Origin of the sequence: Desulfurivibrio alkaliphilus AHT 2 (assembly GCF_000092205.1) — a bacterium.
GTDB lineage: Bacteria > Desulfobacterota > Desulfobulbia > Desulfobulbales > Desulfurivibrionaceae > Desulfurivibrio > Desulfurivibrio alkaliphilus.
The window spans coordinates 1,462,318-1,485,020 of record NC_014216.1 but is presented as its reverse complement, the minus strand read 5'-3'; the positions used below and the strand labels follow the sequence as shown (position 1 = coordinate 1,485,020).

Below are 22,703 nucleotides of genomic sequence, written 5' to 3'. Positions count from 1 at the left end.
CTATATATACCATGTAGCCCTGCTTTGATCAACCACATGATGCACGGAGTAAGAAAGCGGCGTATAAGTTCCTTTTTTAGCGTGATAAAGTTGCAACACATAAGGGACTAAATATCCCTGATGTCATGTTTTTTATCACTTATTTTGCTTGGGCCAGGGTAGAGGGCCGAAAAACGGGCAGATTTGCCATTAACCATTCCCTCGAAACCATCCAGGATGTAAAGTCCCAGGGTGTCACGCGATGTCACGCGATACAGTGCATTGTGTTTACTACTTATATAATTTTTACCTGTTGAAGCACCTACAGTGCTTAGACACGCGTTACACTGCGTGACAGGGTTAAACCCTCGTAAACGCGAATTATATCGCCACCGGCCCGCTTTTGCTTGGTGGATATTCCCGGTACAGCGGCCCGTATATCCCGCCCAAAGCTCTGTGAGGTGCCCGGATGCTCCCGGCCGTGGTCATTGCACCATTGCTTCCAGGCTTCATAGAGCAAGCCCACCTCGACGGCCAGGCCCTGCCCGACTTCGCAGCGGTCCCGGACAAAGGCTCCGATAGGACTACTCAGGTCGGCCAGTTCCTGCATGGCCTCCCGACTGCTTGCAGGCTGGACGAAATACCCGCGAGAGGTCAGGCGCTCCAGGCCGTCAAGCGCCCAGTTGAGGATTGACGGCAGCTCGGCCAGTAGATCCTTGGTCAGCCCTGGCCTTTCCCGGCCCAGGAATGACTGGGTCATCGTGAGCATGACGAACCGATTGGCAAGTGCGCCAGATGAATCAGCAAGCCGGGGTAGCTCGTTTGTGAGGATGACAAACCGAACGTCCATTTTGCCGGTAAAGTCATTTAGGAACTTGCGCGGCACCGAGATATTGTCCTCGCCACTGATCGCCAGCAACCGCTCGGTAATGGCGGCCTGATCTGCCCTTGATCCCAGGCGGGCATCGGAAATGATAGCGGCCTTTTTTCCGATCAAGCTGGCAATGCCAAACTGTTGAGAAAGAGCCGATAGGGTAGGTCCGGCGACGTTAGCCTGGCCCAGCAGAGCGGTGATAATTCGCCCTATCGTGCCTTTGCCTGATCGCATGGGTCCGACAATGCCGAAGATTTTCTGCTGGGTCGTATCTGATGTCAGCAGATAGCCCATGATCTCCTGCAAGGTCTTGATGGCCTCCGGGTCATCGGGCCACAATGAGTTGAGGAATTGAAGCCAGGCCGCAGGCGGTGGCGCATCATGGTTATAGTTGAAGGGTAGGGCGTTCCGGGTGAAGAAAGCCGGGTCCGGTGGCAATAGCTCTCTGGTGGGCAAGTGCAAGATACCGTTACCGGCGGCTATGTACTCGGAAGCATCCCGGCCACTATTGCCAATAAATGATGGGGCAGTAATCCGGTCAGCCAGGTTTACAGCCGCTTTCAGGGCGTCCAGCACCTCGCCTACCCTGTTTCGATTGGCTTTGTACTTTTGGAGCTTGCCGTCAACAACGACCTTTGCGTCGGCCAGGAAGTCATACAGCGCGGCCTTGATGTCGTTGGCCGATTCATCGTGATAGGCCGAACCATCATAAATGAAAAATTGATCCTGCCAAAATCTCAAAGGCGGGGCCGACTCGCTAAACACCTTGGCCGCTTCCAGGGGGTCAGAGTACGTCAGGACGGCCGGTCCGGTGGGTGGCGGGGTGGCGGCCTGGATGCAGCGCAGGACGGCGTAGTGGCCTTTGGCGCGGGCCAGGTCGTTAAAGTCGGTTGCACCATCGGGCCGGTCATCCCCGAAGTCAGGCACCGCCAGCAAGCCGTTGACGGCGCGGGCCGCCTCGGCTGCGCTTGCCAGGCCGGGGTTGCCATCGGTCTGGTGGTCATCGTCGGCGGCCAGGATGATTTCGGATTCGGGGCAAATCTCTTTGATCGCCTTGGCGACTGACAGCAGGTTTCCAGCATCCATGGCACAAGCTACACCTGCTCCGGTTTCCATCCTGATGCTCATGCCGGTGGCGTAGCCCTCGCAGACGATGACGGTCGAGGGGTCATCACTCAGCTTGCCGATCAGGTGGAAGCATCCCTTTTTTCTGCCGCCGGACAAAAATTTCTTGTTGCCGTTGGCGTCGATGAATTGAAGGGTTTGAATTTCGCCAGCATTGTCAATGAGGGGGATGATCAGTTCACCGTCGCGGGTGGCCCTCAAATCCTTGTGGCCGACTTCTTTCTTCCATAGATAGGGGTGGTCCTGCCTGGCCCGGTCGGCTTCATTCCAGATTGAGCGGGCACGATCAGCGGCCTCCTGGTGGCGGGTGTCATCCTCGGAGACTTCCTTCTTGTCAGGCCATACCCGGTGAAGGTCGCGGATAAAGTCGCCATATTTGCCGGTTGTGCCGTTAAACTTGCAATATCCGGCGGTATTGTCCCTACCCTTTCCCTCGCCAGGGAATCGGACTTCCCGGCCATCGGTGGGGATCTCGGCCGGGGGGTTGAGGCCATCGGCCAGCATTGCCGCCCGGAAGCGGGTAATAGCATCTTGATTTTTGGTCGCCTTTGTGGCAGTATAGTGATGCCCAGTCACTATCTGCCCCCGGTTGCCGCTCTGGTGATTGGGGGTTGTCATTTTCACACCCCCTCGCACTGATTAAGCCATTCCAGCACGTCAGAGACTCGATACCTGACATGGCGGCCAAGCTTGATGTACTTCGGCCCCTCTCCTGCCCACCGCGCCCTTTCAGCCCAGGCTTCGGACTTTTTAACGTAAGCGCAGAGTTGTTTTTGATCCCATAGTTGCGGCAGGGTGACGGTTGCCGAATCCGGCAACGTGGTGGTGGGGTGGTTTGGTTGGTCCTGCATTTTGCTACCTCCATCAGTTGGAATTGGGTCTGATGAAGGCACATTAAAGCATTGTAACTACGAATAAAATTTGGCTTGCGTACGGTAATTATATTTTACGTACGGCACCAATATTTTATTTTCTCTTTTTTGGTGGTCTGCCCTGTTTTTTTGCGTAGTCAGGCGCAACATCTCGTAACCACGGCTTTATTCCTTCTTCTTTGTCTGGAACAAGATCGGAAATGTTTTTATTGGCGGCATGCTCGCACAATGCGGGGTAAACCTTTTTGCACATGTCCTTGATCCTGACGGTGCGGTCTGTGTCCTTGGCCCATTCTTTTTTTGCAAGCTCTTTTGTGAAGTCTTTAAGCTCCCGCCGGGCAGCATTGATCTGATTAAGGGGCGCTTGCCTCGCGACGTTTGCCTTCCATGATAGGCTATACTCTGCCTTTAAGAGGTATTGCCCCACAGTGTCGCGGCGGCAAGTTCCATCCCAGGAATCGGGCAGGTGAAACCACACAAGCAAGGCAAATGGCTGCAAGCTAGGAATGAATTGCGGGAGGATTTGTGGGATGTTCTCGGCCGTTTCGTTAAACCATGAAACAGCCCATGTTTCAGGGTAAATCGGATCACCTGGATGAACGCTCAGGCGTTCCAATAATTGCCCAAAGGAAAGGTCTGTTGCATCCATGGCGGCCTTGGTCAAGGGGTGGTTTTCTAGATAACGCCTAGCGTCCTTTGAAAGGTTTTTTAGCCTCATGCTGTCGCCCTCCGCATCGGGATGATCTCGGCCACCGGCTCCGCCTGCCCTTCAAGCATACGGTGGAGTTTTTCCAGGGCCTCTAGTTTTTCATCGAAAAAATTATGGTGCTGATAGTGCCTGGCTTGTATGCCGCCCATACCGTGAGACAGCAGGTGGGCCAGGACGTCAGATCCTACCCGGTAAGGTTTGGCGGCCAGCCTCGTTTCTATGGTTGCCCGGATTGAACCGGCAGTAAACGGGCCTTTTTCCAGTTCCCCGGCGGCCTCCATGGCGGCCCGAACCTTCTTGATCTGATCATTCAGATATGCGTTGTGGATAGGCGTTAAGCCGCCGTCGCAGGAAAAAACAAACTCACCGCCACCGGTTATGGCGTCGATAGCTTCCAGGGCCTCCGGCAGCAGCGGGAGAACATGCAAGCGGGGCTTGGATCGGCGGCCTTTATAGTCCAGGATGGAAAGGGAAGGGGCGTCACGGTCAATATCGTTCAGGGTGGCACGGGCCAGTTGTTGCTGGCGCTGTCCGCCGGTAAGCACATGCAGCATGGTTAATGATCGGGCCGGTTCCTGTAGCTCCTTGATGCGCCTCCAGTAAGCCTGAAACTCGGCCAGGGACAAGGCGCGGTCTTTAGCGCCGCTCGATCCCTTCACTTTCCGCATGTCGCGGGCTGGGTTGTATTTGATGTCAAGCCGCCGCATGGTCGCGGGCATGTTCACGTCACCACGGGCGTTAATGGCCTCGGAAAAAGCGGTTCTGATATATGACCTGATCTTGTCGGCCTGGCGGGGTTTGCCCTCATCCCGAAGCTTGCCTACGATCACCATGCAGTCGTCAAGATCAATGGTGGAAACCGGCTTTTTCCAGATGCGGGGGTGGGCCTTCTGAATGTTCCTGATTATTTGCAGGCGGACGGGCCTTGCGTCCTTCTTTCCTTGGCTTTCCAACAGATCGGCATATGCGGTCATGAGGTCGCCAAAGGTGGCATTTGCGGCGGTCTGGCGTTCCGGGCGGGGGTCTTTGCCGGTGGCAATGTTCCCGGCGTGGATTTTGGCCAGCTTGCGGGCCTGCTCTGGAGTGACGGCGGGGTGTTTCCCTATGGTGATGCGGATCAACTCCCGGCCGACTCTGCCTTGGAAAAAATAGGTCTTGGTGCCGGACGGCATCACCCGCACACCGAAACCTGTTATAGAATCATCCCAAAAAATGGCCCGGCCATCGGTGGCGGTGAGTTTTTCGACATTGGTTTTATTGATCCGTATTTTTGCCGCTTGCTCTCTGGTTGATATAGCCATTTTTTACCCCCTGGTTTTTGCCTGGTGCATCAGCGGTGCATCAGATTGGTTCAAAACCGTTCAAACACATTAGGGATAAAATAGAGGGGATTTGTTGAAATTGCAAGCTTTTTCTTGATCAATCAAATTTATTAAAACTGGCAATTATGGACTTAAAATCCCTCGGCCGTAAGGCTGTGCGAGTTCGATTCTCGCTCCGGGCACCATAGTCATATCCAGGTAACCCCTGGAAGATAGAAAAAACCCGCATCTGGCAACGGATTGCGGGTTTTTTGTTGCTGTCCGGTCTGGCCAAGGCTCTGCAAAAAAATAGGCGGGCCGGAGAAATGTTGGACCTTGCCGGTTGACTGCCGGTGGGGAATTCGTAAGATGGACAGTAGCAGGTTAGGATTTGCCGGCCGGCATTATTTTTATTTGGCGGCAAAAAAAATACTGTTGGTGCTGGCTTATTATTAAGCAACGGAGGTGAGCAAATGGCAAAACAGAAGTGGTACCAACCCTATTTGCTTGGCGGCCTGGCAGGTCTTTTGCTGACCGCCAGCGTGGGCATTACAGGATCGTTTTTCGGCACTTCAACCACTTTTCCACGACTGTCAACCTGGATCGCCGACAAGGTTGGCATTGATTTGAGCCACCTGGCTTTTTACCAGGCGGGCAACGGTTCTCTGACCGGGGCCGCTTTCCCCGACTGGCAGCTGTTGTTTGTTATCGGCATCGGCCTGGGCGCCTTTATCATGTCTCGACTCAACGGTAGCTTCAAGCTTGAGTCGCTGCCACCGATGTGGGCAGCGCGATTTGGTGACCGACTGGGGCTGCGCATTGTTCATTCGCTTTTTGGTGGGGCCCTGGTCATGATCGGCGCCCGGATTGCCGGCGGCTGCCCCAGCGGTCATGGAGTAAGCGGGGTCAGCCAGTTGGGACTCAGCAGCATGCTGGCTTTGGCGATGTTTTTTCTCGGCGGCATCATTACCGCCCGCATTCTTTACCAGGGAGGCAAGTAAGTCATGACCTTGATCATGGGATTGATAACCGGGATGCTCTTTGGCGCCTTGCTGCAACAGGCCCGGGTGTTGCGTTTCGAGAAACAGGTTGGGGCGATGCGTTTGCTCGACATGACGATTGTCAAGTTCATGCTGAGCACCATCATCGTCGGGGCAATCGGGGTTCATCTGCTGGCCGATCTTGGCGTGGTCAGCTTCTCGCCGCGCGGCCTGAGCATCGGCCTGCAGGTGGTTGGCGGCCTGTTGTTCGGCATTGGCTGGGCCTTTATCGGCTATTGCCCCGGAACCAGCATCGGGGCGCTGGCCGAAGGGCGCTATCATGTAATCTGGCCGATCCTCGGCATGCTCCTGGGCGGGATGATATTTGCCTTCATCTATCCCTTGGTGCAGGCCTATCTCCGGCCGCTGGGCAATTTTGGCGCCCTGTCGCTCCCTGATCTGCTGGGGGTCAGCCACTGGCTGGTGATTGCGGCGGTGGCCCTTGGTGCGTTCTTTTTGTTTCGTTTCTTCGAGAAGAAAGGTTTGTAAAACAGCAACCATGACCATAAAGGAGGTCCTGCCATGACACTCGTATTGCCGCAACTGCCCTATGCCCAGAATGCCCTGGAGCCCCACATCAGCGCCCGTACCCTGGAGTTTCACCACGGCAAGCACCACCAGGCCTATGTTGACAATGGCAACAAACTGCTTGCAAGTAGCGATCTCAAGGGGCTGCCGATGGAGGAAATTATTAAAAAAACCGCGGCCGATCCGGCGGCAGCCGGCATCTTCAACAACGTGGCCCAGGTCTGGAACCACTCCTTTTACTGGCAGAGCATGAAGCCGGGTGGGGGCGGGGCGCCCACCGGCAGGATCGCCGCCATGATTGATGCCGACTTCGGCGGCCTGGCCGGTTTTGCGGAAGCGTTTAAAACCGCGGGCGCCACCCAGTTCGGCAGCGGCTGGGCCTGGCTGGTGCTGGACGAGGCCTCGGGGCGGCTCAAGGTGGTCAAGACACCCAATGCCGAAACACCCCTGACCATGGGGATGAAGCCGCTGCTGACCATGGATGTCTGGGAGCACGCCTATTATCTGGATTATCAGAATCGGCGTCCCGATTATATGACCACCTTTGTCGAAAAGTTGATCAACTGGGACTTCGTCAACGCCAACCTGGGCTGAATGCCCGGACCCGGTGTCGACCAAACAGGGGTAAGCACCATCAGGGCCGGTTGCGGGGGTGACTGACGTGCCATAACCGCGCGCTTTGCAGGATGGCCGCGGTGGTCAGGCCCGCAACCAGCCCGATCCAGAAGCCCTGGGCCCCCAAATGGAGACCCACGGGCTCGGACAGGCCCAGCAGGTAGCCCAGCGGCAGCCCGACGAACCAGAAGGCGAAAAAAGTGATGAACATGGGTACCCGGGTGTCCTTGTAGCCCCGCAAGGCCCCGGCGGCGCTGACCTGGATGGCGTCGGAGATCTGGAAGAGGGCTGCGAAAAACAGCAGGTTGGCGGCGACCTGGCGAACCTCCAGGTCGGGGGTGTAAAGGGTCGCGATGGCTGGGGCCCAAAGCAGAATGGCGGTGGCAAAAAGTACGGCGGTGGTCAGGGTGGTCAGGGCCCCGCACAGGGCCGCAAAACGGGCCTTGGCCGGCTCGCGGCGACCGATGGCCTGGCCGACCCTGATGGTGATGGCCTGCGAAAAACTCAGGGGCACCATGAAGAGCAGTGAGGTGAAATTCAGAGCCACCTGGTGCCCTGCCACCACCACCGCCCCCAGCGAGGCCACCAGCAGGGCAATGGCCGCAAACAGGCTGGTTTCAATGAAAAACGAGATGCCGATGGGAAATCCCAGGCGAAGCATGTGGACGATCTTCTTGAAATCAGGTCGTTCCCAGGCAAAGAGCGGCGGCAGGAACCGGTAGCCCCGCCCATAAAGAATCAGGCCGGCCAAGGCCAGCATCATTACCCACATCACCAGGGCGGTGGCCCAGCCGCAACCCACCCCTCCCATGGGGGGCAGCCCCAGCTTGCCGTATATGAAAATATAGTTGGCGGGGATGTTGCAGGCCAGGCCCAGAAAGCCGATCAGCATAATCGGTCTGGTCAGCGAAACCCCCTCGCTGAAGGAGCGCAGGGCCTGGTAGAGTGCCAGGGCCGGGAAGCCCCAGGCGACCGCGCTCAGGTAGCCCGCGGCCAGCCTGCGAACTTCCGGTTCCAGATCCAGCAGTTTCAGCAGCCATTCCATGTTGCCCAGCAGCAGGAAACCGCCCAGCCCCAGAACCAGCGCCATCCACAGGCCCTGGCGGAGCGAGGTGGGGATTCGGTCATGGTTGGCGGCCCCGTACAACTGGGCGACGATGGGGGTAATGGCCATCAGGACCCCGGCGACAAACAGCATCACCGGAAACCAGACACTGCTGCCGATGGCCACCGCCGCCAGATCGGCAGGGCTGACCCTGCCCGCCATCACCGTATCAACAAAACCCATGGCCATATGCGACAGCTGGGCCAGGATCAGGGGCAGGCTAAGGCGCCAGAGCTGTCGCAGTTCGGTCAGGCCGGCGGCAAGGGATATGGAAGGCTCGGGTTTGGGCATGGCTCTCTTTACCATAAACTTCTCTGGCTGCTCAAAAAACTGCTAGCATAAAAAACTAAAGCTGAAATTAACTTCAGGCATGGGTAGGGGGTAGAGGCAATGTTGGCCGCCGAAACTGAACAGGAACAGCACCGCTTGCTGCGCAAGACCAAGATCGTTTGTACCATTGGCCCCAAAACCGCCTCTTTTGAGGCGATCAAGGGCCTGGCCGAGCTGGGGATGAATGTGGCCCGCCTTAACATGTCCCACGGCACCCAGGATTGGCACCTGGGGGTAATTAAAAATATTAAACGCTACAACAAAAAATTTGCCGGCAGCCTGGCGATCATGCTGGACACCCGGGGGGCGGAGATCCGCAGCGGCGATCTCAAGCAGGACCTGGCTCTCAAGGTGGGTGATATCCTGACCCTTACCACGCGGCGCCAGGCCGAGCTGGAGCCCTATTGCGTCGAGGTCAGCCATGATGGCTTCGTGGCCGAAGTGGCGCCGGACGATATTATCCTGGTGGACGGCGGCATGCTCCGGCTGCGGGTGCTGGGGGTGGGGCGGACCGATATCCGTTGCCAATCCCTGGACGAGGGGGTGCTGAGTTCCCGGCGGCATCTCAATGTCCGGGGCAAAAGCGCCGAATTGCCCACGATAACCGAGCAGGATTGGCGTGATATCGAGTTCGGTATCGACCAGCGGGTCGATTTCATCGCTCTTTCCTTTGTCCGGGAAGCCGGGCCCATTGTCGATCTGCAAAAGCGCCTGCAAGCCAGGGGGGTGGCGATGGAGGTTTTTGCCAAGATCGAGAGCGCGGCCTCCATCCCGGAACTGGATGACATCATCGCCGTTGCCGATGGCGTGATGATCGCCCGCGGCGACCTGGGGGCGGAGCTGCCCTACGAGGACGTGCCCCTGCTGCAGGATGAAATCATTGCCAAGTGCCGCCGGGCCGGCAAGCCGGTGATTGTGGCCACCCACATGCTGGAGTCGATGATTGTCAACCCCACCCCGACCCGCGCCGAAGTAACCGATATCACCCACGCCGTCCAGCAGGGGGCCGATGCCATCATGCTCTCCGGGGAGACCGCCACCGGCCGTTACCCCCGCAAGGCCCTGGAAGTGATGGGGACGGTGGCGGGGCGGATCGAACGCCACCTGGCCGCCGGCTCCGCCCCCTTTTTGTCGGCCCGGGAGGATCGGCTGCGGCCCAAAAGGGAAATTGCCCACAGCGCCGCCATGCTGAGCAACAATCTCCAGGCGGTGGGCACCCTGGTCATTACCCGCCGCGGCCTGATGGCCGCCCTGTTGTCCCAGTGCCGGCCGCGGGGGCCGATTTTCGCCTTCACCAACACCACCCATGTGCGGCGGCGGCTGGGCATTTACTGGGGGGTGCAGGCTTTTGTGGTGGCCCTGTCCAGTGATCCGGAGGTTACCATCCAGCGGGCCATCGAGCAGTTGCTGCGCAAAGGGGTGGTGCGGTCGGGGGAAAAGATCATCGTGCTCTCCGATATTCTGGCCGGCGGCAAATTCGTGGAAACGGTTCAGGTAAGGGTAATCTGAGCACCACTTGATCTTGGCTTTGCATTTTGTTTGACTAAGATTTGGGGAAAAGTCTAAAATAAGACAAGAGCGGGAAATCGGGCGGTAAAGCTTGCCGGTCAAGCGCGGAGAAGAGCCATGAGCCTGAAGATTAATACCGATATCAACAGCATGTTTGCCCTGGGCTCTTTGCAGAAGATCCAGCAGGGGCAGGCGGCGTCGTTGGCCAAGATCGGCTCGGGCCGGCGTATTGTCGGGGCCGCCGATGATGCCGCCGGTTTGCAGATTGCCAACCTGCTGAAAAGTCAGGCCCTGGGCGCCGGCCAGAGCTTGCGCAACGCGGCCGATTCCATTGCCATGACCCAGATCGCCGATGGCGCGTTGGGGCAGGGCAGTGAGATTCTGATGAGCATCCTGGAAAAGGCCTTGCAGGCGGCCAGTGCCGCGCAGTCGCCCGAGTCCCGCCAGGCCATCCAGGCGGACATCAACCGCCTGCTCGGGGTTTACAATGAGATCGCCGGCACCACCACCTTCGCCGGCCAGCGGGTGCTGGGGGAAGAGGTGCGGATTACGATGCCGCCCGCCGAGCCGCCGGATGGGGCTCCGCCAGAAGGGGTTCCGGCGGAAGGGGCTGAAGACCGCCCCGAAGGGCTGATCCCCGGCGGGATTGACGTCACCACCCGGGAAGGGGCCGAGGCGGCGGTGGGGGCCATTGACAGCGCCCTTGTCAGGCTCAGTACCATGCGGGGCGAGTTCGGCGCCCGGCAGAATCAACTGGTTTCGGAGATGGCCGGACTCTCCAGCGCCGCCGTTAATATCTGGTCGGCCCACTCCCAGGTGGCCGACGTCGACCTGGCCGAGGAAACCATGAATCTGGCCCGGATCAACATGCTGCGCCAAAGCGGTTTATTTGCCTTAACTCAAGGCATGAACCTGAACCAGACCCAGATCACGGAGCTGCTTCAAGGTAAGCCTTAACCGCTGTCTGATTTTCCCCTTTCAAAAAACGGCGATTCATTGTAGACTGCCCGGATTCGTGATGAGTGCTTCGGAGAGGTGACCGAGCGGTTGAAGGTGCACGCCTGGAACGCGTGTGTACGGCAACGTACCGTGGGTTCGAATCCCACCCTCTCCGCCAGTGGCGCATCCCATGAATAAATGATCAGAGTGCTGGTCAAAGTGAGTATTTTGGTCAGTATTTTAGCCAGTATTTCAGTTTGATAGCCGGGTCCCGCGCAACAGAGGCTTGCAAACTCCGTCAGGTCCGGGAGGAAGCAGCGGTAGCGAGTTTATCTGTGTGCCGCGGGGGTGCCTGGCTATCATTTTTTTTGCGTCAGCGTGCAGCAGCACCGCATCTTGCGGCGATCGGCCCGGCTTGCGTACCGGGGTACGCGGCGCCGAACCGCTTGCCGCAACCTGCGGCACTGCTGCACGCTGGCGCGTGTTTGCCTTCTCGGGTGTTTATCTTCTAATTGATACAGGGGTGGCATGTCTTATCTTGTGCTGGCCAGAAAGTGGCGCCCCCGGACTTTTGCCGAGGTGGTGGGGCAGCGCCCGGTGGTGCGGACCCTGCAAAATGCCTTGCGGCGGGAGCGGGTGGCTCATGCCATGCTCTTTTCCGGGGTTCGTGGGGTGGGCAAGACCACCCTGGCCCGGATCATGGCCAAAGCCCTCAATTGCCTGGCCGCCGAGGCCGAGCAGCGGCCCTGTAACCAGTGTGCTTCCTGCCTGGCCTTTAATGCCGGTCAGGCCGTTGATCTTCACGAAATCGACGGGGCCAGCAACCGCGGCATCCAGGAGATTCGCGAGCTCAAGGAAAACATCCGCTTCATGCCGGTTGCCGGCAAGTACAAGATCGTCATCATCGATGAAGTGCACATGCTCACCACCGAGGCCTTCAACGCCCTGCTGAAGACCCTGGAGGAGCCGCCGGCCCATGTCTATTTCATGTTCGCCACCACCGAGCTGCACAAGATCCCCGTTACCATCCTTTCCCGCTGCCAGCGCCATGAATTGACCCGGGTGCCCTTTGCCGAACTGCAGGATTTTTTCCGGCGGGTGGCGGCGGCCGAGGAGGTGGAAATCCCCGATTCCGCCCTGGAGATGATCGTCCGCGAGGCCGATGGCAGTGTGCGGGACGGCCTGAGCCTGCTGGATCAGGTTTTTTCTTTCGGCGGCCGGCAGGTGGCCGATGAGGATGTGCGCCAGATGCTGGGCCTGGTTGACCGCCGGACCTTCGAGCAACTGGCCCGGGCCCTGCTGGCCCCCGATCTGGCCCGCTGCTTGGAACTCTTTGACCAGTGTTACCGGGCCGGCCTGGATCTCAAGCGTTTTGCCGGCGATCTGCTCAACTACTTCCGCAATCTGGTGGTCTGCCGTAATACCGGCCGGGCCGCCGGCCTGCTGGACCTGGCCGATCAGGAACTGGCCGCCCTGGAAGAAATCGCCGCCGCCCACAGCCCGGAAACCCTGCTCTACTGTTTCAATCTGCTGCTCAAGGGGGTCGAGGAGATGCAGTATGCCTCCCGGCCCAAGCTGGTGCTGGAGATGACCTTTGTTCGCGCCGCCCAGGCTGGCGGCATTGTGCCCACCAGCGAAGTGCTGGGACGGTTGGAGCAGTTGCTGGCGGGTCTGCCCGGCGACCCGGCTCCGGCCGCTGGCGCCGCTGTTGCCGCAGCGGCCGCCGGCCAGCCGAGGAGAGGGGAAGCTTCGGCGGCGGGGGGGGAGCGGGAACGGCATTTTGCTGCGGAACCGGGGGTGACCCCTGGTCTGGCCGAGCCGGAACCGGAGTTGTCCCGCCCAGCCCCAGCCCCGTCCGCAGCGCCTGGGCAACAAGAGAGCAAGCCGTTGGTCGGCGGCCGTGAGCGAGTGGAGAAAAACGATGAACATCCTGCAAATCATCTTGCGCCTGATGCTGCGCCTGGCGCTGCGCACGTTGCTGCGGACTCTGCTGCGGGGAACGTCCCGGAGCCGGTTCCGTCTTTAAATCGGGACACCCCGAAAGCCGCCCCGCCACCGGCCAAGGAAAAGCCGGAGCCGCCCGTTATGGCGGCTGATGCGACGAAGGCGGATACGGCAGCTGGTTCGGCGGCGGCAAAGGTGGGCGCCGACCGGGCAGAGCCGGTCGCCGAACGGTCGTCCGGCTCCGGTCGGGATCTGCGGCCGGACTGGGACGGCTTTATCGCCTACGTGCGCCGGCGCAAGGTCTGGATGGCCCCGGTGCTGGACATGGCTTCCGGGGCCCGGGAGGAAAACGGCCAACTGCTGATCCGCTACGATGACCTGGCCGATTGCAAGCTCCTGGAGGAACCGGAGAACAACCGTTTGCTCACTGAATTCGCCCAGGATTATTTTCAGCGTGAGTTAACGGTACGTTTGCGAATCCGGGGGGGCAGCACGGTGGAGCTTGGCGGTGGCGAGATGCCCCGGGAAGAACGCCGGGCGCTGGCCAACGATCCCCTGGTGCGGACGGTGGTGGAGATTTTTAACGGAGATGTGGCTGGGGTGAGAACCGGCCGTAATTAAGGTTTAGGAGGTCTTTTTATGGACATGCAGCAGCTTATGCAGCAGGCCCAGCAGTTTCAGCAAAAAATGGCCGGTCTCCAGGCTGAGTTGGCCGAACGCACGGTGACTTCCAGTGTCGGCGGCGGCATGGTGCAGGCCACGGTCAATGGCCGCCACCAACTGGTTGAGTTGAAGATTGAGCCGGAGGTGATCAACCCGGAAGATCCCGACATGCTCAGGGATCTGGTGATGGCGGCGGTCAACGATGCAATGGCCCGGGCCCAGGAGATGATCCAGAAGGAAATGGGTAAGTTGACCGGCGGCATGAATATCCCCGGCCTTTTTTAACCAGGTCGCCGCGCTTGCCATGAATGTTATCCCTCCCGCCCTGGCCAGGTTGATCGCCGATTTTGGCCGCCTGCCCGGAGTCGGCCGCAAGACCGCCAGCCGTCTGGCCATGCATTTGTTGCGCCGACCGGCGGTGGAGGCCCAAGCCCTGGCCAAGAGTCTTACCGAACTCCACCAGTTGATCACCATGTGCTCAACCTGCTGCGCCTTTTCTGAAGCTGATCCCTGCGAGATCTGCTGCAATCCCGACCGTGAGCAGGGCCTGGTCTGCGTGGTGGAGGAACCCGCCGATCTGGTGGCCATTGAAAAAACCGCTTCCTTCAAGGGCAAGTATCACATCCTCCATGGGGTGCTCTCGCCGGCGGATGGTATCGGACCGGGTGAGTTGAAAATCGACCGGTTGCTGGAAAGAATTCGGCGGGACCAGGTCAACGAGGTTTTGATCGCCACCAGCTCCACGGTGCCGGGAGAGGCCACCGCCGCCTATCTGATTCGCCATTTGCAGGAAAACAGCAAGGTAAGGATTACCCGCCTGGCCTGCGGCATCCCCATGGGGATGGACATCAAGTATGCCGATGAGCTAACCCTGTCCCGGGCCATCGCCTCCCGCCAGCAGCAGTAACCGGCTAAACCGTTGATGTCCACCAAGTTTAATCTTGACAGTTGCCCGGCGAGTTGGTAATTCCTTTCCGCTTCAGACTTGGCGCAGGCGCGTAGCTCAGTGGGAGAGCGCTACCTTGACACGGTAGAAGTCGGCGGTTCAATCCCGCCCGCGCCTACCAGCGTAACAACCGAAACACGACCAGGCTCCGTAAGGATTGCCGGCACTGCCGGCCCCATCCCGGCGGAGCTTTGCTTTGCCAACGGCTCACCGGCTACCCTTAAAAGTGACGATTTTTTTCATCGAGTAAGCGGTCACCGGGCACCCTGTGGCCGCTTACTTTTTTTATTATGCCCCAGTTGGACTAGCCATGACCGAAATTACCCTGACCAACGCCGAACAGAGCCGGAATTTTCCCGCCGGCACCACTGCCGCCCAGGCACTCAAGGAGATGTTTTCCAACAAGGTGCGCAAGCGGGCTCTGGCCTTGCAGGTTGGCGACCGGCTGGTAGACCTTGCCGCTCCCCTGAACAGCGGCGGTGAGGTGGCGGTCATTACCCCGGAGAGCCCCGAGGCCCTGGAGATTCTTCGCCACAGCGCGGCCCACGTGATGGCCGAGGCGGTGCTGGAGTTGTACGGCGATGAGGTTCAGGTCACCATCGGGCCGGCCACCGCCGATGGTTTTTACTACGATTTCGATCGCCAGCAGCCCTTTACCCCGGCGGATTTGGAAAAAATCGAAGCGTTGATGGCCGAGATCGCCACGGCCGACCGCCCCTTTGAGCGCCGGGAGGTGAGCCGGGCCGAGGCCCTGGAGTTTTTCCGGCAGCAGGGGCAGAACTATAAGCTGGAGCTGCTTGACGAGATTGAAGATGATCAGGTAAGTCTTTACAGTCAGGGCAATTTTGTCGATCTGTGCCGGGGCCCGCACCTGCCGTCCACCGGCTGGCTCAAGGCTTTCAAGCTGACCCGCCTGGCCGGCGCTTACTGGCGTGGAGACGAAAACAACCGAATGCTGCAGCGCATTTATGGTACGGCCTTTTTCGACAAAAAGGAGCTGCGCGCCTACCTGGAGCGCCTGGAAGAAGCCAAGAAGCGGGACCATCGCAAGCTGGGCAAGGAGCTTGAGTTATTCACCATTCAGGACCAGATCGGCCCGGGCCTGATTTTGTGGCAGCCCAAAGGGGCCCTGCTGCGGCGGCTGATTGAGGATTACTGGCGCGACGAGCATTACCGGCACGGTTACGAGCTGCTGTCCACCCCTCACATTGCCCGGCGTGAGCTGTGGCAGACCAGTGGCCACCTGGACTTTTACGGCGAGAACATGTACTCCCCCATGGAAGTCGAGGAGGTGCAGTACCAGCTCAAGCCCATGAACTGTCCTTTTCATATCGCCATCTATAAAACCCGCAAGCGCAGCTACCGGGAGTTTCCCCTGCGCTGGTGCGAACTGGGGACCGTTTATCGCTTTGAAAAGACCGGCGCTTTGCACGGTCTGATGCGGGTGCGGGGCTTTACCCAGGATGACGCCCATATCTTCTGCCGCCCCGATCACCTGGAGGAAGAGATTTTCCGCATTCTTGATCTCAACCTCCATATTTTGCAGGCGTTTGGTTTTGCCGATTACGATATCTATCTCTCCACCCGGCCGGAAAAGTATGTCGGCAGCGATGAAAACTGGGACCGCTCCACTGCCGCCCTGCAGGCCGCGCTGGAGAAAAAAGGGCTGAGCTACAGCCTGGATCCCGGCGAAGGGGTTTTTTACGGGCCCAAGATCGACATCAAGATCAAAGATGTGCTGGGTCGGGCCTGGCAGTGTTCCACCATTCAGGTGGATTTCAACCTGCCGGAGCGTTTTGAGTTGGGTTATACCGGTGAAGATGGCCGTGAGCACCGGCCCATCATGATTCATCGGGCCCTGATGGGATCGCTGGAGCGCTTTTTCGGGGTCCTGATCGAGCACTACGCCGGCGCCTTCCCGCTCTGGCTGGCGCCGGTGCAGGCCCGTATCTGCAACATCACCGACGCCCAGCTTGACTACGGGGAAGAGGTCTACGCCGCCTTGCGCCGGGCCGGGGTGCGGGTGGAAAAGGATCTGCGCAACGAAAAACTCAATTACAAGATCCGCGAGGCCCAGCTGCAGAAAATCCCCTACATGCTGATCGTCGGCGACAAGGAAGCCGCCGAGGGCACGGTGACGGTGCGGCAGCGGGACGGTAAAAATCTGCCGCCCATGCCGGTGAGCGAGTTTGCCGCCCTGGTGGCGGCGGAAGTAACCGTTAACCAGGAGAGTGATCCTGTGGGTCAATGACGAATTTGTTGGCGCAATCCTGGGTGAATATGTTATATATCCCCGTTTACGTAGCTTCCGGTTGTGCCGGAGGCAGTTTGCGGGGCAAGGCGGGTTCAAGGTTGCATCTGCACTCGCCGGAGTGAACCGGGCCCGGGCCCATGCAGTTCAGTTCATGGTGTTGCCAAGGCCAACTGGTTTTGGCAAGCAACCGTTTGAACGACCGGGCTGTGGTTGCGGGTTTCATTTGAAACGGGAGGACGGGTACCATTAAGGGAAGACGCAAAGAGCCGGAAAAAAAGGAAGTAAGGGCCAGGACCAACCAGCAGATCCGCTGTGATGAAGTGCGGCTGATCGATGAAGATGGTAGTCAGCTGGGGATCATGACTCCGCGGGAGGCCCTGATGAAGGCGGAAGAGAGCGGGCTGGATCTGGTGGAGGTTTCACCCACCGCCAAGCCCCCGGTTTGCCGAATCATGGATTACGGCAAATACCGCTACGAGCTGAGCAAAAAACAGCAGGACGCCAAGAAGAAACAGGCGGTGGTCGAGGTCAAGGAAATCAAGCTGCGCCCCAAGACCGAAAAACACGACCTGGACTTTAAAATTAAAAATATTAAAAAATTTCTCGACCAGAACAACAAGGTCAAGGTGACTCTGCGTTTTCGGGGGCGGGAGATCGTTTATGCCGACACCCTGGGGGTCGAGGTTCTTAATCGGATCGCCCAGGAGTTGACGGAAGTGGCCACCGTGCTGCAGGCGCCTAAAATGGAAGGGCGGCAGATGACCATGCTGGTCGGCCCCAATAAATAACTGTTAAGGAGTAAGCAATGCCTAAGATGAAAACCAACCGGGGAGCGGCCAAGCGCTTCAAATGCACCGGCACCGGTAAGGTGGCTCGGCGCAAGGCCTTTGCCAACCATATTCTCACCAAGAAAACCACCAAGAGGAAGCGCGGTCTGCGCCAGGGTGCCATCGTCGATGCCACCAACGCGGCCGGTATTAAGCGTATACTTCCGTATCTTTAAGGAGAGCAGTCATGCCCAGAGCAGCCCGTGGATTCAAGGCGCGCCGCCGCCGGAAAAAAGTACTCAAGCAGGCCAGCGGTTATGTCGGTGGCCGGCATCGTCTTTATCGCAGCGCCACCGAAGCGGTGGATCGCGCCCTTAACTACGCCTATCGTGATCGGCGGCAGAAAAAACGTGACTTCCGCAGCCTTTGGATCGTCCGCATCGGCGCGGCGGCCCATGAGCACGGCACCACCTACAGCCGGTTGATGGGCGGCCTGAAAAAGGCCGGCGTCGACCTGGATCGCAAAGTACTGGCCAACCTGGCCATCATGGACCCGGCCGGTTTCGCGGCCGTGGTGCAAACCTCGCAGAGCAATTAAGTCGCGGACCTCCATGAGCGCTTACGCTGTAACGTTGACCGGAATGCTGATGTGATAGCGATGGAAGAAGAACTCCAGCGGCTGCGAAACGAGGCCGAAGCGCGCTTGGCGCAGATTACCGACCCGGAAGAGCTTGAGCCCTTCCGGGTCGAATATCTTGGCCGCAAGGGCCGTTTTACCGGCCTGATGCGCAGTTTGGGGCAGGCGCCCGCCGAAGACCGCCCCCGGCTGGGCAAGCTGGCCAACGAGAGCCGGGCGGCGCTCGAGGATGCCTTCAGCGCCCGCCGGGAGGCACTGGCTGCCGCCGCGCCCGCGGCCGGGCAGCGGCCCGACCTGACCCTGCCGGGGCGTCGCTTCCCCGCCGGGCGGATGCATCCGGTCAGCCAGGTGATGGCCGAGATTTGTGCCATCTTCGCCGGCATGGGTTTTGCCGTGGCCGAAGGTCCGGATGTGGAGACCGATTTCTACAACTTCGAGGCCCTCAATATTCCCCCTCACCATCCGGCCCGGGCCATGCACGACACCTTTTATGTCGATGCCGGTCGGCTGTTGCGCACCCACACCTCGCCGATGCAGATCCGGGCCATGGAACAGGCCCGGCCCCCGCTGCGGATGATCGCCCCGGGCAAGGTTTACCGCTGCGATTCCGATATCACCCATACCCCCATGTTTCATCAGGTGGAGGGCTTCCTGGTGGACGACAAGGTCTCTTTTGCCGACCTTAAAGGGGTACTCTCGGAGTTCATCGCCCGGGTATTTGATCCGCAAACCGCCATCCGTTTTCGCCCCAGCTTTTTCCCCTTTACCGAACCCAGCGCCGAGGTGGATATCGGTTGTGTAATCTGCGGCGGCAAGGGATGCCGGGTCTGCAAGCAGACCGGTTGGCTGGAGATTTTGGGCGCCGGCATGATTGATCCGGCGGTTTTTGCCAAGGTGGGGTACGATCCGGAAGAGTACAGCGGCTTTGCCTTCGGGCTGGGGGTGGAGCGGATTGCCATGCTCCGTTACGGCATCAACGATATTCGCCTGTTCTACGAAAACGACCTGCGCTTCTTGCGCCAGTTCTGATCATCATTTAAAGACCGGTGCCGCCGGCAGCCGATGGCTGCCTTCGCCGCTGATCTTTTTTTTACCAGGGTTTTTGGGCATGAAATTCACTTACAACTGGTTGCGGGAATATGTGGCCGTCGACCTCGGTCCCGAGGAGATCGCCGCCCGTCTTACCCTGCTCGGCCTGGAGGTTGATGCGGTGGAGCCGCTGCATGCCGAGTTGGCGCCGGTTAAGGTGGCTCGAGTGGCGGCGGTGCATCCCCATCCCAATGCCGACCGGCTGACCCTTTGCGATGTCGAAGAGGGAGAGACCGAGCTGCGGCGGGTGGTTTGCGGTGCCCCCAACGTTCGGGCCGGGATGTTTTCGGCCCTGGTCACCCCGGGGATGGTACTGCCCGGCGGGCTGAAGATAAAGGCCAGCAAGATCCGCGGCGAACGCTCGGAAGGGATGCTCTGCTCCGAAGAGGAACTGGGGCTGGCGGCCGAAGGAGATGGCAGCCGCGGCATTATGGACCTTGACCCGGAACTTTTTCCCGGCCTTAAGCCGGGCATACCGTTTCGTGAGGCCCTGGGGCTGGCCGATACTCTGATCGAAGTGGACCTTACCCCCAACCGCCCCGATTGCACCGGGGTGATCGGGATTGCCCGCGAGGTGGCCGGTTTTACCGGCCTGCCGCTGAAGCGGCCGGTTGACCAGGCCCCCGGGCTGCCCACCCCGGAGCAGGCCGGCGACGATGTGCCCTTTACGGTGTCGGTGGAGGCGGCAGATTGCCACCGTTACGCCGCCCGACTGCTGCGCAACGTGCGGATTGCGCCTTCGCCCCCCTGGATGCGGCAGCGCCTGCAGGCGGTGGGGCTGCGCCCCATCAACAACGTGGTGGATGTTACCAACCTGGTGATGCTGGAGTACGGCCAGCCCATGCACGCCTTTGACTTCGACCGCTTAAGCGGCGGCCAAATTCGGGTGCGCCGGGCGGCCGAGCAGGAAAAGATCACCACCCTCGACGGTGTTGAGCGTGAGTTAACCCCCGCCATGCTGGTGATTGCCGATGCCGACCGGGCGGTGGCGGTGGCCGGGGTGATGGGGGGCGCCAGTTCCGAGGTGGGGCCGGAGTCGGTTAACATCCTGCTGGAAAGCGCCTGTTTTGAAGCCAAAAGTGTTCGCGCCACCGCCGCCGCCCTGAAGCTTAACACCGATTCCTCCTATCGCTTTGAGCGCGGGGTTGATCCTCAACTGGCCCCCCTGGCCATGGAGCGGGCGGTGCGCTTGATTCAGGAACTGGCCGGGGCGCAGGTAATGCCCGGGGGCATCGATTATCGGGCCGGGGTGCAGCCGCCGCCGGAATTAACCCTGCGCTTGCCGCGGGTTAACGATCTGCTGGGCACCACCCTGGACCTGGATAGTGTGGAAAAGGTCCTGGCGGGGATTGAAATCCGCGGTGAGCGGGTCGATGCAAGCACCCTGCGGATCATTCCCCCCTCCTTCCGGGTGGACCTGGAACGGGAGGTGGATCTGATCGAAGAGGTGGCCCGCCTGATTGGTTACGATCAGATCCCCGCCGCCATGCCGAAAGTGGCCATGGAGCTGCCGCCGGCGGACCCGGCCGCCGAGCGCCGCCGGCGTTTGCGGGCGCTGATGCTGGCCGCCGGCTGCTGCGAGGCGATCAACTACAGCTTTGTCAACCCGGCCCATGCCGACACCTTGCGGCTGGACCCGGAAGATCAGCGGCGCCGGGCGCTACCCTTGCTCAACCCCTTGAGTGAAGAACTGGGGGTGATGCGCACTTCGCTGCTGCCCGGGTTGCTGGAAAACGCCCGCCATAATATCAACCACCAGAGTCCGGACTTGCGCCTCTTTGAGTTGGGTAAGGTCTTTTATGTTGACGCAGGGCAGGAGTTGCCCCGGGAAGAAGAACAGCTGGCGGCGGTGTTCAGCGGTCGTCGTTATCCGCAGGCACCGCTGCTGTGGAACGGCGAAGAGCCGGTGGATATCCATGATGTGAAAGGGGTGCTGGAGGAGTTGCTGGCCGGCCTTAGCCTGTCTGGCCTGCAACTGGTGCCGGCTGCTGCCGTGCCGCCTTACGCGGTTGCCGGCTTTCAGTTGAGCCTGAACCGGGAAGCGACGGGAGAGCCGCTGGGCGAGGCGGGAAAAATTCAGCCGGCGGTCTTAAAAGCATTTGGCATCAAGCAGGAAGTCTTTTATCTTGACCTGAACCTGACCGGCCTGAGCCATTGCCGCCCGGCGGCGGTGGGTTTTAAACCCCTGCCCAGGTTTCCCGCCGTCAAGTGGGATCTGGCCCTGCTGGTGCCGGAAGAGGTGGAGGCCGGCGAGATGCTGGCGGCCATCCGGCAGACCGGCGGCAAGTTGCTGGAACAGGTGGAGATTTTTGACGTTTATCGTGGTAAGCACATCGAACCGGGGCGTAAAAGCGTGGCATTTGCCATTCAATATCGCGACGCTGAGCAGACCCTGAATGATAAAAAAGTGGGAGTGGTTCACGGCAAGATCATCAAGATGCTGGAACAGCGTTTCCACGGTCAACTAAGAGAGGCCTGAAAAATGAATCGCGCAAATCTGACCCGCAAGGACCTGGCCAAGGCCATCAACGAAAAGATGGGCTTTTCCCAGCGCAGCGCCGCCGACCTGGTGGATATAGTATTTGATCGTTTGAAGGCGACCCTGCTGGCCGAAGAACCCATTAAGCTGGTACAGTTCGGGACCTTCAACGTCCGCCGCAAGTCTCCCCGGCAGGGGCGCAATCCCCGGACCGGCGACCCCATGGAAATCAGTAAGCGCAGCATGATTTCCTTCCGGCCCAGCAAGAGCGTGCGGGAGCGGATCAATCGCCGGTAGTCAGCGGCGGGTCGATGGTGAGGCCTGGTTTTGAGTGCCGCTGAGCAGCAGGGACCCGGGATTCCCGACAAGCTTTATTTTAAAATAGGTGAGGTTTGCGAGATCACCGGGGTCAAGCAGCACGTGCTGCGCTACTGGGAGTCTGAATTCCGAATACTGGCGCCCCAGCGGGCCAATTCCCGCCAGCGCCTGTACCGGCGCAGTGATGTGGAAAATATCCTGCGGATCAAGCGGCTGCTCAAGGAAGAGGGGTTCACCATTAGCGGCGCCAAGAAGCTGCTGGCCCGGGAACGAAAAAAAGGGGTTCCCCGGGAGCCCGATAAAGTTGGGGCACCAGCGCCGGCCGGGCCGCCGGCCGAGGCTTCAGCAAAGGCCCCAGCGGCAGATGCCCAGCCAAACCCCGCCGAGTTCTTTAGCGGCATCAAGGAAGAACTGCAGAACTTGAAAAAGATTCTGGAGCGATAAAGCGTTTAAAATGCGTTTCCTGTCGGCGCATTCTCCTTGACAGCGGCCTTTTGGGCCGGTATCTTACTTTCTTTGCATTTTGCCGGAGTTGTCCGGTTTTCGGGATGTAGCGCAGCCTGGTAGCGCACTTGAATGGGGTTCAAGGGGCCGGAGGTTCAAATCCTCTCATCCCGACCAGTTAAAAAACAAAAGGGGTTTACGGAAGCTTCCGTAAACCCCTTTTTGCGTGTTTGGTG

At 59.5% G+C, this 22,703-nt stretch carries 21 protein-coding genes, 3 tRNA genes and 1 other RNA gene; 20 read left to right on the top strand and 5 right to left on the bottom strand.

Translation table 11 applies throughout. From position 1 onward, the window contains the following. Positions 1-310: 310 nt before the first annotated feature. From DAAHT2_RS13870 to DAAHT2_RS06405, 4 genes are all read right to left on the bottom strand, one after another. On the bottom strand, positions 311-2,596 hold the full coding sequence (locus DAAHT2_RS13870) for a phage/plasmid primase, P4 family (RefSeq protein ID WP_013163483.1): 2,286 nt from the start codon (positions 2,594-2,596) through the stop codon (positions 311-313). Between the two features lie 2 nt (positions 2,597-2,598). Further along, positions 2,599-2,829 (bottom strand): helix-turn-helix transcriptional regulator, encoded by a 231-nt coding sequence (locus tag DAAHT2_RS06415; RefSeq protein ID WP_013163482.1) that lies wholly within the window; start codon positions 2,827-2,829, stop codon positions 2,599-2,601. A gap of 115 nt (positions 2,830-2,944) precedes the next feature. Beyond that, positions 2,945-3,568 (bottom strand): hypothetical protein, encoded by a 624-nt coding sequence (locus DAAHT2_RS06410; protein ID WP_013163481.1) that lies wholly within the window; start codon positions 3,566-3,568, stop codon positions 2,945-2,947. Continuing rightward, a complete protein-coding gene (locus DAAHT2_RS06405; RefSeq protein WP_013163480.1) occupies positions 3,565-4,860 on the bottom strand; it encodes a tyrosine-type recombinase/integrase in 1,296 nt (431 codons plus the stop codon). The genes DAAHT2_RS06410 and DAAHT2_RS06405 overlap by 4 nt, the downstream gene beginning before the upstream one ends. Positions 4,861-5,333: 473 nt before the next feature. Here DAAHT2_RS06405 and DAAHT2_RS06400 point away from each other — a divergent pair, with 473 nt between their 5' ends. From DAAHT2_RS06400 to DAAHT2_RS06390, 3 genes are read left to right on the top strand one after another with little or no spacing between them, the layout of a single operon-like run. Next, a complete protein-coding gene (locus DAAHT2_RS06400) occupies positions 5,334-5,861 on the top strand; it encodes a YeeE/YedE thiosulfate transporter family protein (RefSeq protein WP_013163479.1) in 528 nt (175 codons plus the stop codon). A 3-nt stretch (positions 5,862-5,864) separates the two neighbouring features. After that, positions 5,865-6,389, top strand: coding sequence for a DUF6691 family protein (locus tag DAAHT2_RS06395; protein WP_013163478.1), 525 nt, complete (start codon positions 5,865-5,867; stop codon positions 6,387-6,389). Positions 6,390-6,422: 33 nt separating this feature from the next. After that, positions 6,423-7,022, top strand: a complete 600-nt coding sequence (locus DAAHT2_RS06390; protein ID WP_013163477.1) for a superoxide dismutase — start codon at positions 6,423-6,425, stop codon at positions 7,020-7,022. Positions 7,023-7,062: 40 nt separating this feature from the next. Here DAAHT2_RS06390 and DAAHT2_RS06385 read toward each other — a convergent pair whose 3' ends face one another. Continuing rightward, positions 7,063-8,439 (bottom strand): MATE family efflux transporter, encoded by a 1,377-nt coding sequence (locus tag DAAHT2_RS06385; protein WP_049824373.1) that lies wholly within the window; start codon positions 8,437-8,439, stop codon positions 7,063-7,065. A 99-nt stretch (positions 8,440-8,538) separates the two neighbouring features. On the opposite strand from DAAHT2_RS06385, the gene pyk reads away from it, so the two are divergent. The 17 genes from pyk to DAAHT2_RS06305 all read left to right on the top strand — a co-directional run bounded on the left by pyk (position 8,539) and on the right by DAAHT2_RS06305 (position 22,644). Next, a complete protein-coding gene (gene pyk / locus DAAHT2_RS06380) occupies positions 8,539-9,987 on the top strand; it encodes a pyruvate kinase (protein ID WP_013163475.1) in 1,449 nt (482 codons plus the stop codon). Positions 9,988-10,104: 117 nt separating this feature from the next. After that, positions 10,105-10,944, top strand: coding sequence for a flagellin (locus DAAHT2_RS06375; RefSeq protein ID WP_013163474.1), 840 nt, complete (start codon positions 10,105-10,107; stop codon positions 10,942-10,944). A 72-nt stretch (positions 10,945-11,016) separates the two neighbouring features. Further along, positions 11,017-11,104, top strand: a tRNA-Ser gene (locus tag DAAHT2_RS06370). Positions 11,105-11,188: 84 nt separating this feature from the next. Continuing rightward, positions 11,189-11,287: signal recognition particle sRNA small type (gene ffs / locus DAAHT2_RS13580), an RNA gene on the top strand. Between the two features lie 167 nt (positions 11,288-11,454). Continuing rightward, positions 11,455-13,491, top strand: coding sequence for a DNA polymerase III subunit gamma/tau (dnaX, locus tag DAAHT2_RS06365; protein WP_013163473.1), 2,037 nt, complete (start codon positions 11,455-11,457; stop codon positions 13,489-13,491). An 18-nt stretch (positions 13,492-13,509) separates the two neighbouring features. After that, positions 13,510-13,818: a YbaB/EbfC family nucleoid-associated protein gene (locus DAAHT2_RS06360; protein ID WP_013163472.1), complete on the top strand. Its 309-nt coding sequence runs from the start codon at positions 13,510-13,512 to the stop codon at positions 13,816-13,818. Between the two features lie 19 nt (positions 13,819-13,837). Next, complete coding sequence (recR, locus tag DAAHT2_RS06355; RefSeq protein ID WP_013163471.1) at positions 13,838-14,440, top strand: recombination mediator RecR; 603 nt, start codon at positions 13,838-13,840, stop codon at positions 14,438-14,440. Positions 14,441-14,525: 85 nt separating this feature from the next. Then, positions 14,526-14,600, top strand: a tRNA-Val gene (locus DAAHT2_RS06350). 189 nt (positions 14,601-14,789) lie between these two features. Beyond that, complete coding sequence (gene thrS / locus DAAHT2_RS06345) at positions 14,790-16,730, top strand: threonine--tRNA ligase (RefSeq protein WP_013163470.1); 1,941 nt, start codon at positions 14,790-14,792, stop codon at positions 16,728-16,730. A 248-nt stretch (positions 16,731-16,978) separates the two neighbouring features. Next, positions 16,979-17,521 carry a translation initiation factor IF-3 gene (gene infC, locus DAAHT2_RS06340; RefSeq protein WP_013163469.1) on the top strand — a complete coding sequence of 181 codons (543 nt, stop codon included), beginning with the start codon at positions 16,979-16,981 and terminating at the stop codon, positions 17,519-17,521. A gap of 17 nt (positions 17,522-17,538) precedes the next feature. Further along, positions 17,539-17,736 carry a 50S ribosomal protein L35 gene (rpmI, locus tag DAAHT2_RS06335; RefSeq protein ID WP_013163468.1) on the top strand — a complete coding sequence of 66 codons (198 nt, stop codon included), beginning with the start codon at positions 17,539-17,541 and terminating at the stop codon, positions 17,734-17,736. A gap of 11 nt (positions 17,737-17,747) precedes the next feature. Further along, on the top strand, positions 17,748-18,098 hold the full coding sequence (gene rplT, locus DAAHT2_RS06330) for a 50S ribosomal protein L20 (protein WP_013163467.1): 351 nt from the start codon (positions 17,748-17,750) through the stop codon (positions 18,096-18,098). 60 nt (positions 18,099-18,158) lie between these two features. Then, positions 18,159-19,166, top strand: coding sequence for a phenylalanine--tRNA ligase subunit alpha (gene pheS / locus DAAHT2_RS06325; protein WP_013163466.1), 1,008 nt, complete (start codon positions 18,159-18,161; stop codon positions 19,164-19,166). A gap of 79 nt (positions 19,167-19,245) precedes the next feature. After that, on the top strand, positions 19,246-21,705 hold the full coding sequence (pheT, locus tag DAAHT2_RS06320; RefSeq protein WP_013163465.1) for a phenylalanine--tRNA ligase subunit beta: 2,460 nt from the start codon (positions 19,246-19,248) through the stop codon (positions 21,703-21,705). 3 nt (positions 21,706-21,708) lie between these two features. Next, positions 21,709-22,002 carry an integration host factor subunit alpha gene (locus DAAHT2_RS06315; RefSeq protein WP_013163464.1) on the top strand — a complete coding sequence of 98 codons (294 nt, stop codon included), beginning with the start codon at positions 21,709-21,711 and terminating at the stop codon, positions 22,000-22,002. Between the two features lie 30 nt (positions 22,003-22,032). After that, positions 22,033-22,467, top strand: a complete 435-nt coding sequence (locus DAAHT2_RS06310) for a MerR family transcriptional regulator (RefSeq protein ID WP_013163463.1) — start codon at positions 22,033-22,035, stop codon at positions 22,465-22,467. Positions 22,468-22,567: 100 nt separating this feature from the next. After that, a tRNA-Pro gene (locus DAAHT2_RS06305) sits at positions 22,568-22,644 on the top strand. Positions 22,645-22,703: the final 59 nt, after the last annotated feature.

Excerpts from the sequence above, each read along its gene's own strand:
- dnaX (WP_013163473.1), top strand. The coding sequence starts at position 11,455 with ATGTCTTATCTTGTGCTGGCCAGAAAGTGGCGCCCCCGGACTTTTGCC.
- DAAHT2_RS06410 (WP_013163481.1), bottom strand. The coding sequence starts at position 3,568 with ATGAGGCTAAAAAACCTTTCAAAGGACGCTAGGCGTTATCTAGAAAAC.
- DAAHT2_RS06375 (WP_013163474.1), top strand. The coding sequence starts at position 10,105 with ATGAGCCTGAAGATTAATACCGATATCAACAGCATGTTTGCCCTGGGC.
- pyk (WP_013163475.1), top strand. The coding sequence starts at position 8,539 with ATGTTGGCCGCCGAAACTGAACAGGAACAGCACCGCTTGCTGCGCAAG.
- recR (WP_013163471.1), top strand. The coding sequence starts at position 13,838 with ATGAATGTTATCCCTCCCGCCCTGGCCAGGTTGATCGCCGATTTTGGC.
- pheS (WP_013163466.1), top strand. The coding sequence starts at position 18,159 with ATGGAAGAAGAACTCCAGCGGCTGCGAAACGAGGCCGAAGCGCGCTTG.
- DAAHT2_RS06360 (WP_013163472.1), top strand. The coding sequence starts at position 13,510 with ATGGACATGCAGCAGCTTATGCAGCAGGCCCAGCAGTTTCAGCAAAAA.
- DAAHT2_RS06405 (WP_013163480.1), bottom strand. The coding sequence starts at position 4,860 with ATGGCTATATCAACCAGAGAGCAAGCGGCAAAAATACGGATCAATAAA.
- DAAHT2_RS06315 (WP_013163464.1), top strand. The coding sequence starts at position 21,709 with ATGAATCGCGCAAATCTGACCCGCAAGGACCTGGCCAAGGCCATCAAC.
- rpmI (WP_013163468.1), top strand. The coding sequence starts at position 17,539 with ATGCCTAAGATGAAAACCAACCGGGGAGCGGCCAAGCGCTTCAAATGC.
- DAAHT2_RS06415 (WP_013163482.1), bottom strand. The coding sequence starts at position 2,829 with ATGCAGGACCAACCAAACCACCCCACCACCACGTTGCCGGATTCGGCA.
- DAAHT2_RS06400 (WP_013163479.1), top strand. The coding sequence starts at position 5,334 with ATGGCAAAACAGAAGTGGTACCAACCCTATTTGCTTGGCGGCCTGGCA.
- DAAHT2_RS06385 (WP_049824373.1), bottom strand. The coding sequence starts at position 8,439 with ATGCCCAAACCCGAGCCTTCCATATCCCTTGCCGCCGGCCTGACCGAA.
- DAAHT2_RS06395 (WP_013163478.1), top strand. The coding sequence starts at position 5,865 with ATGACCTTGATCATGGGATTGATAACCGGGATGCTCTTTGGCGCCTTG.
- DAAHT2_RS06390 (WP_013163477.1), top strand. The coding sequence starts at position 6,423 with ATGACACTCGTATTGCCGCAACTGCCCTATGCCCAGAATGCCCTGGAG.
- DAAHT2_RS13870 (WP_013163483.1), bottom strand. The coding sequence starts at position 2,596 with ATGACAACCCCCAATCACCAGAGCGGCAACCGGGGGCAGATAGTGACT.
- rplT (WP_013163467.1), top strand. The coding sequence starts at position 17,748 with ATGCCCAGAGCAGCCCGTGGATTCAAGGCGCGCCGCCGCCGGAAAAAA.
- thrS (WP_013163470.1), top strand. The coding sequence starts at position 14,790 with ATGACCGAAATTACCCTGACCAACGCCGAACAGAGCCGGAATTTTCCC.
- pheT (WP_013163465.1), top strand. The coding sequence starts at position 19,246 with ATGAAATTCACTTACAACTGGTTGCGGGAATATGTGGCCGTCGACCTC.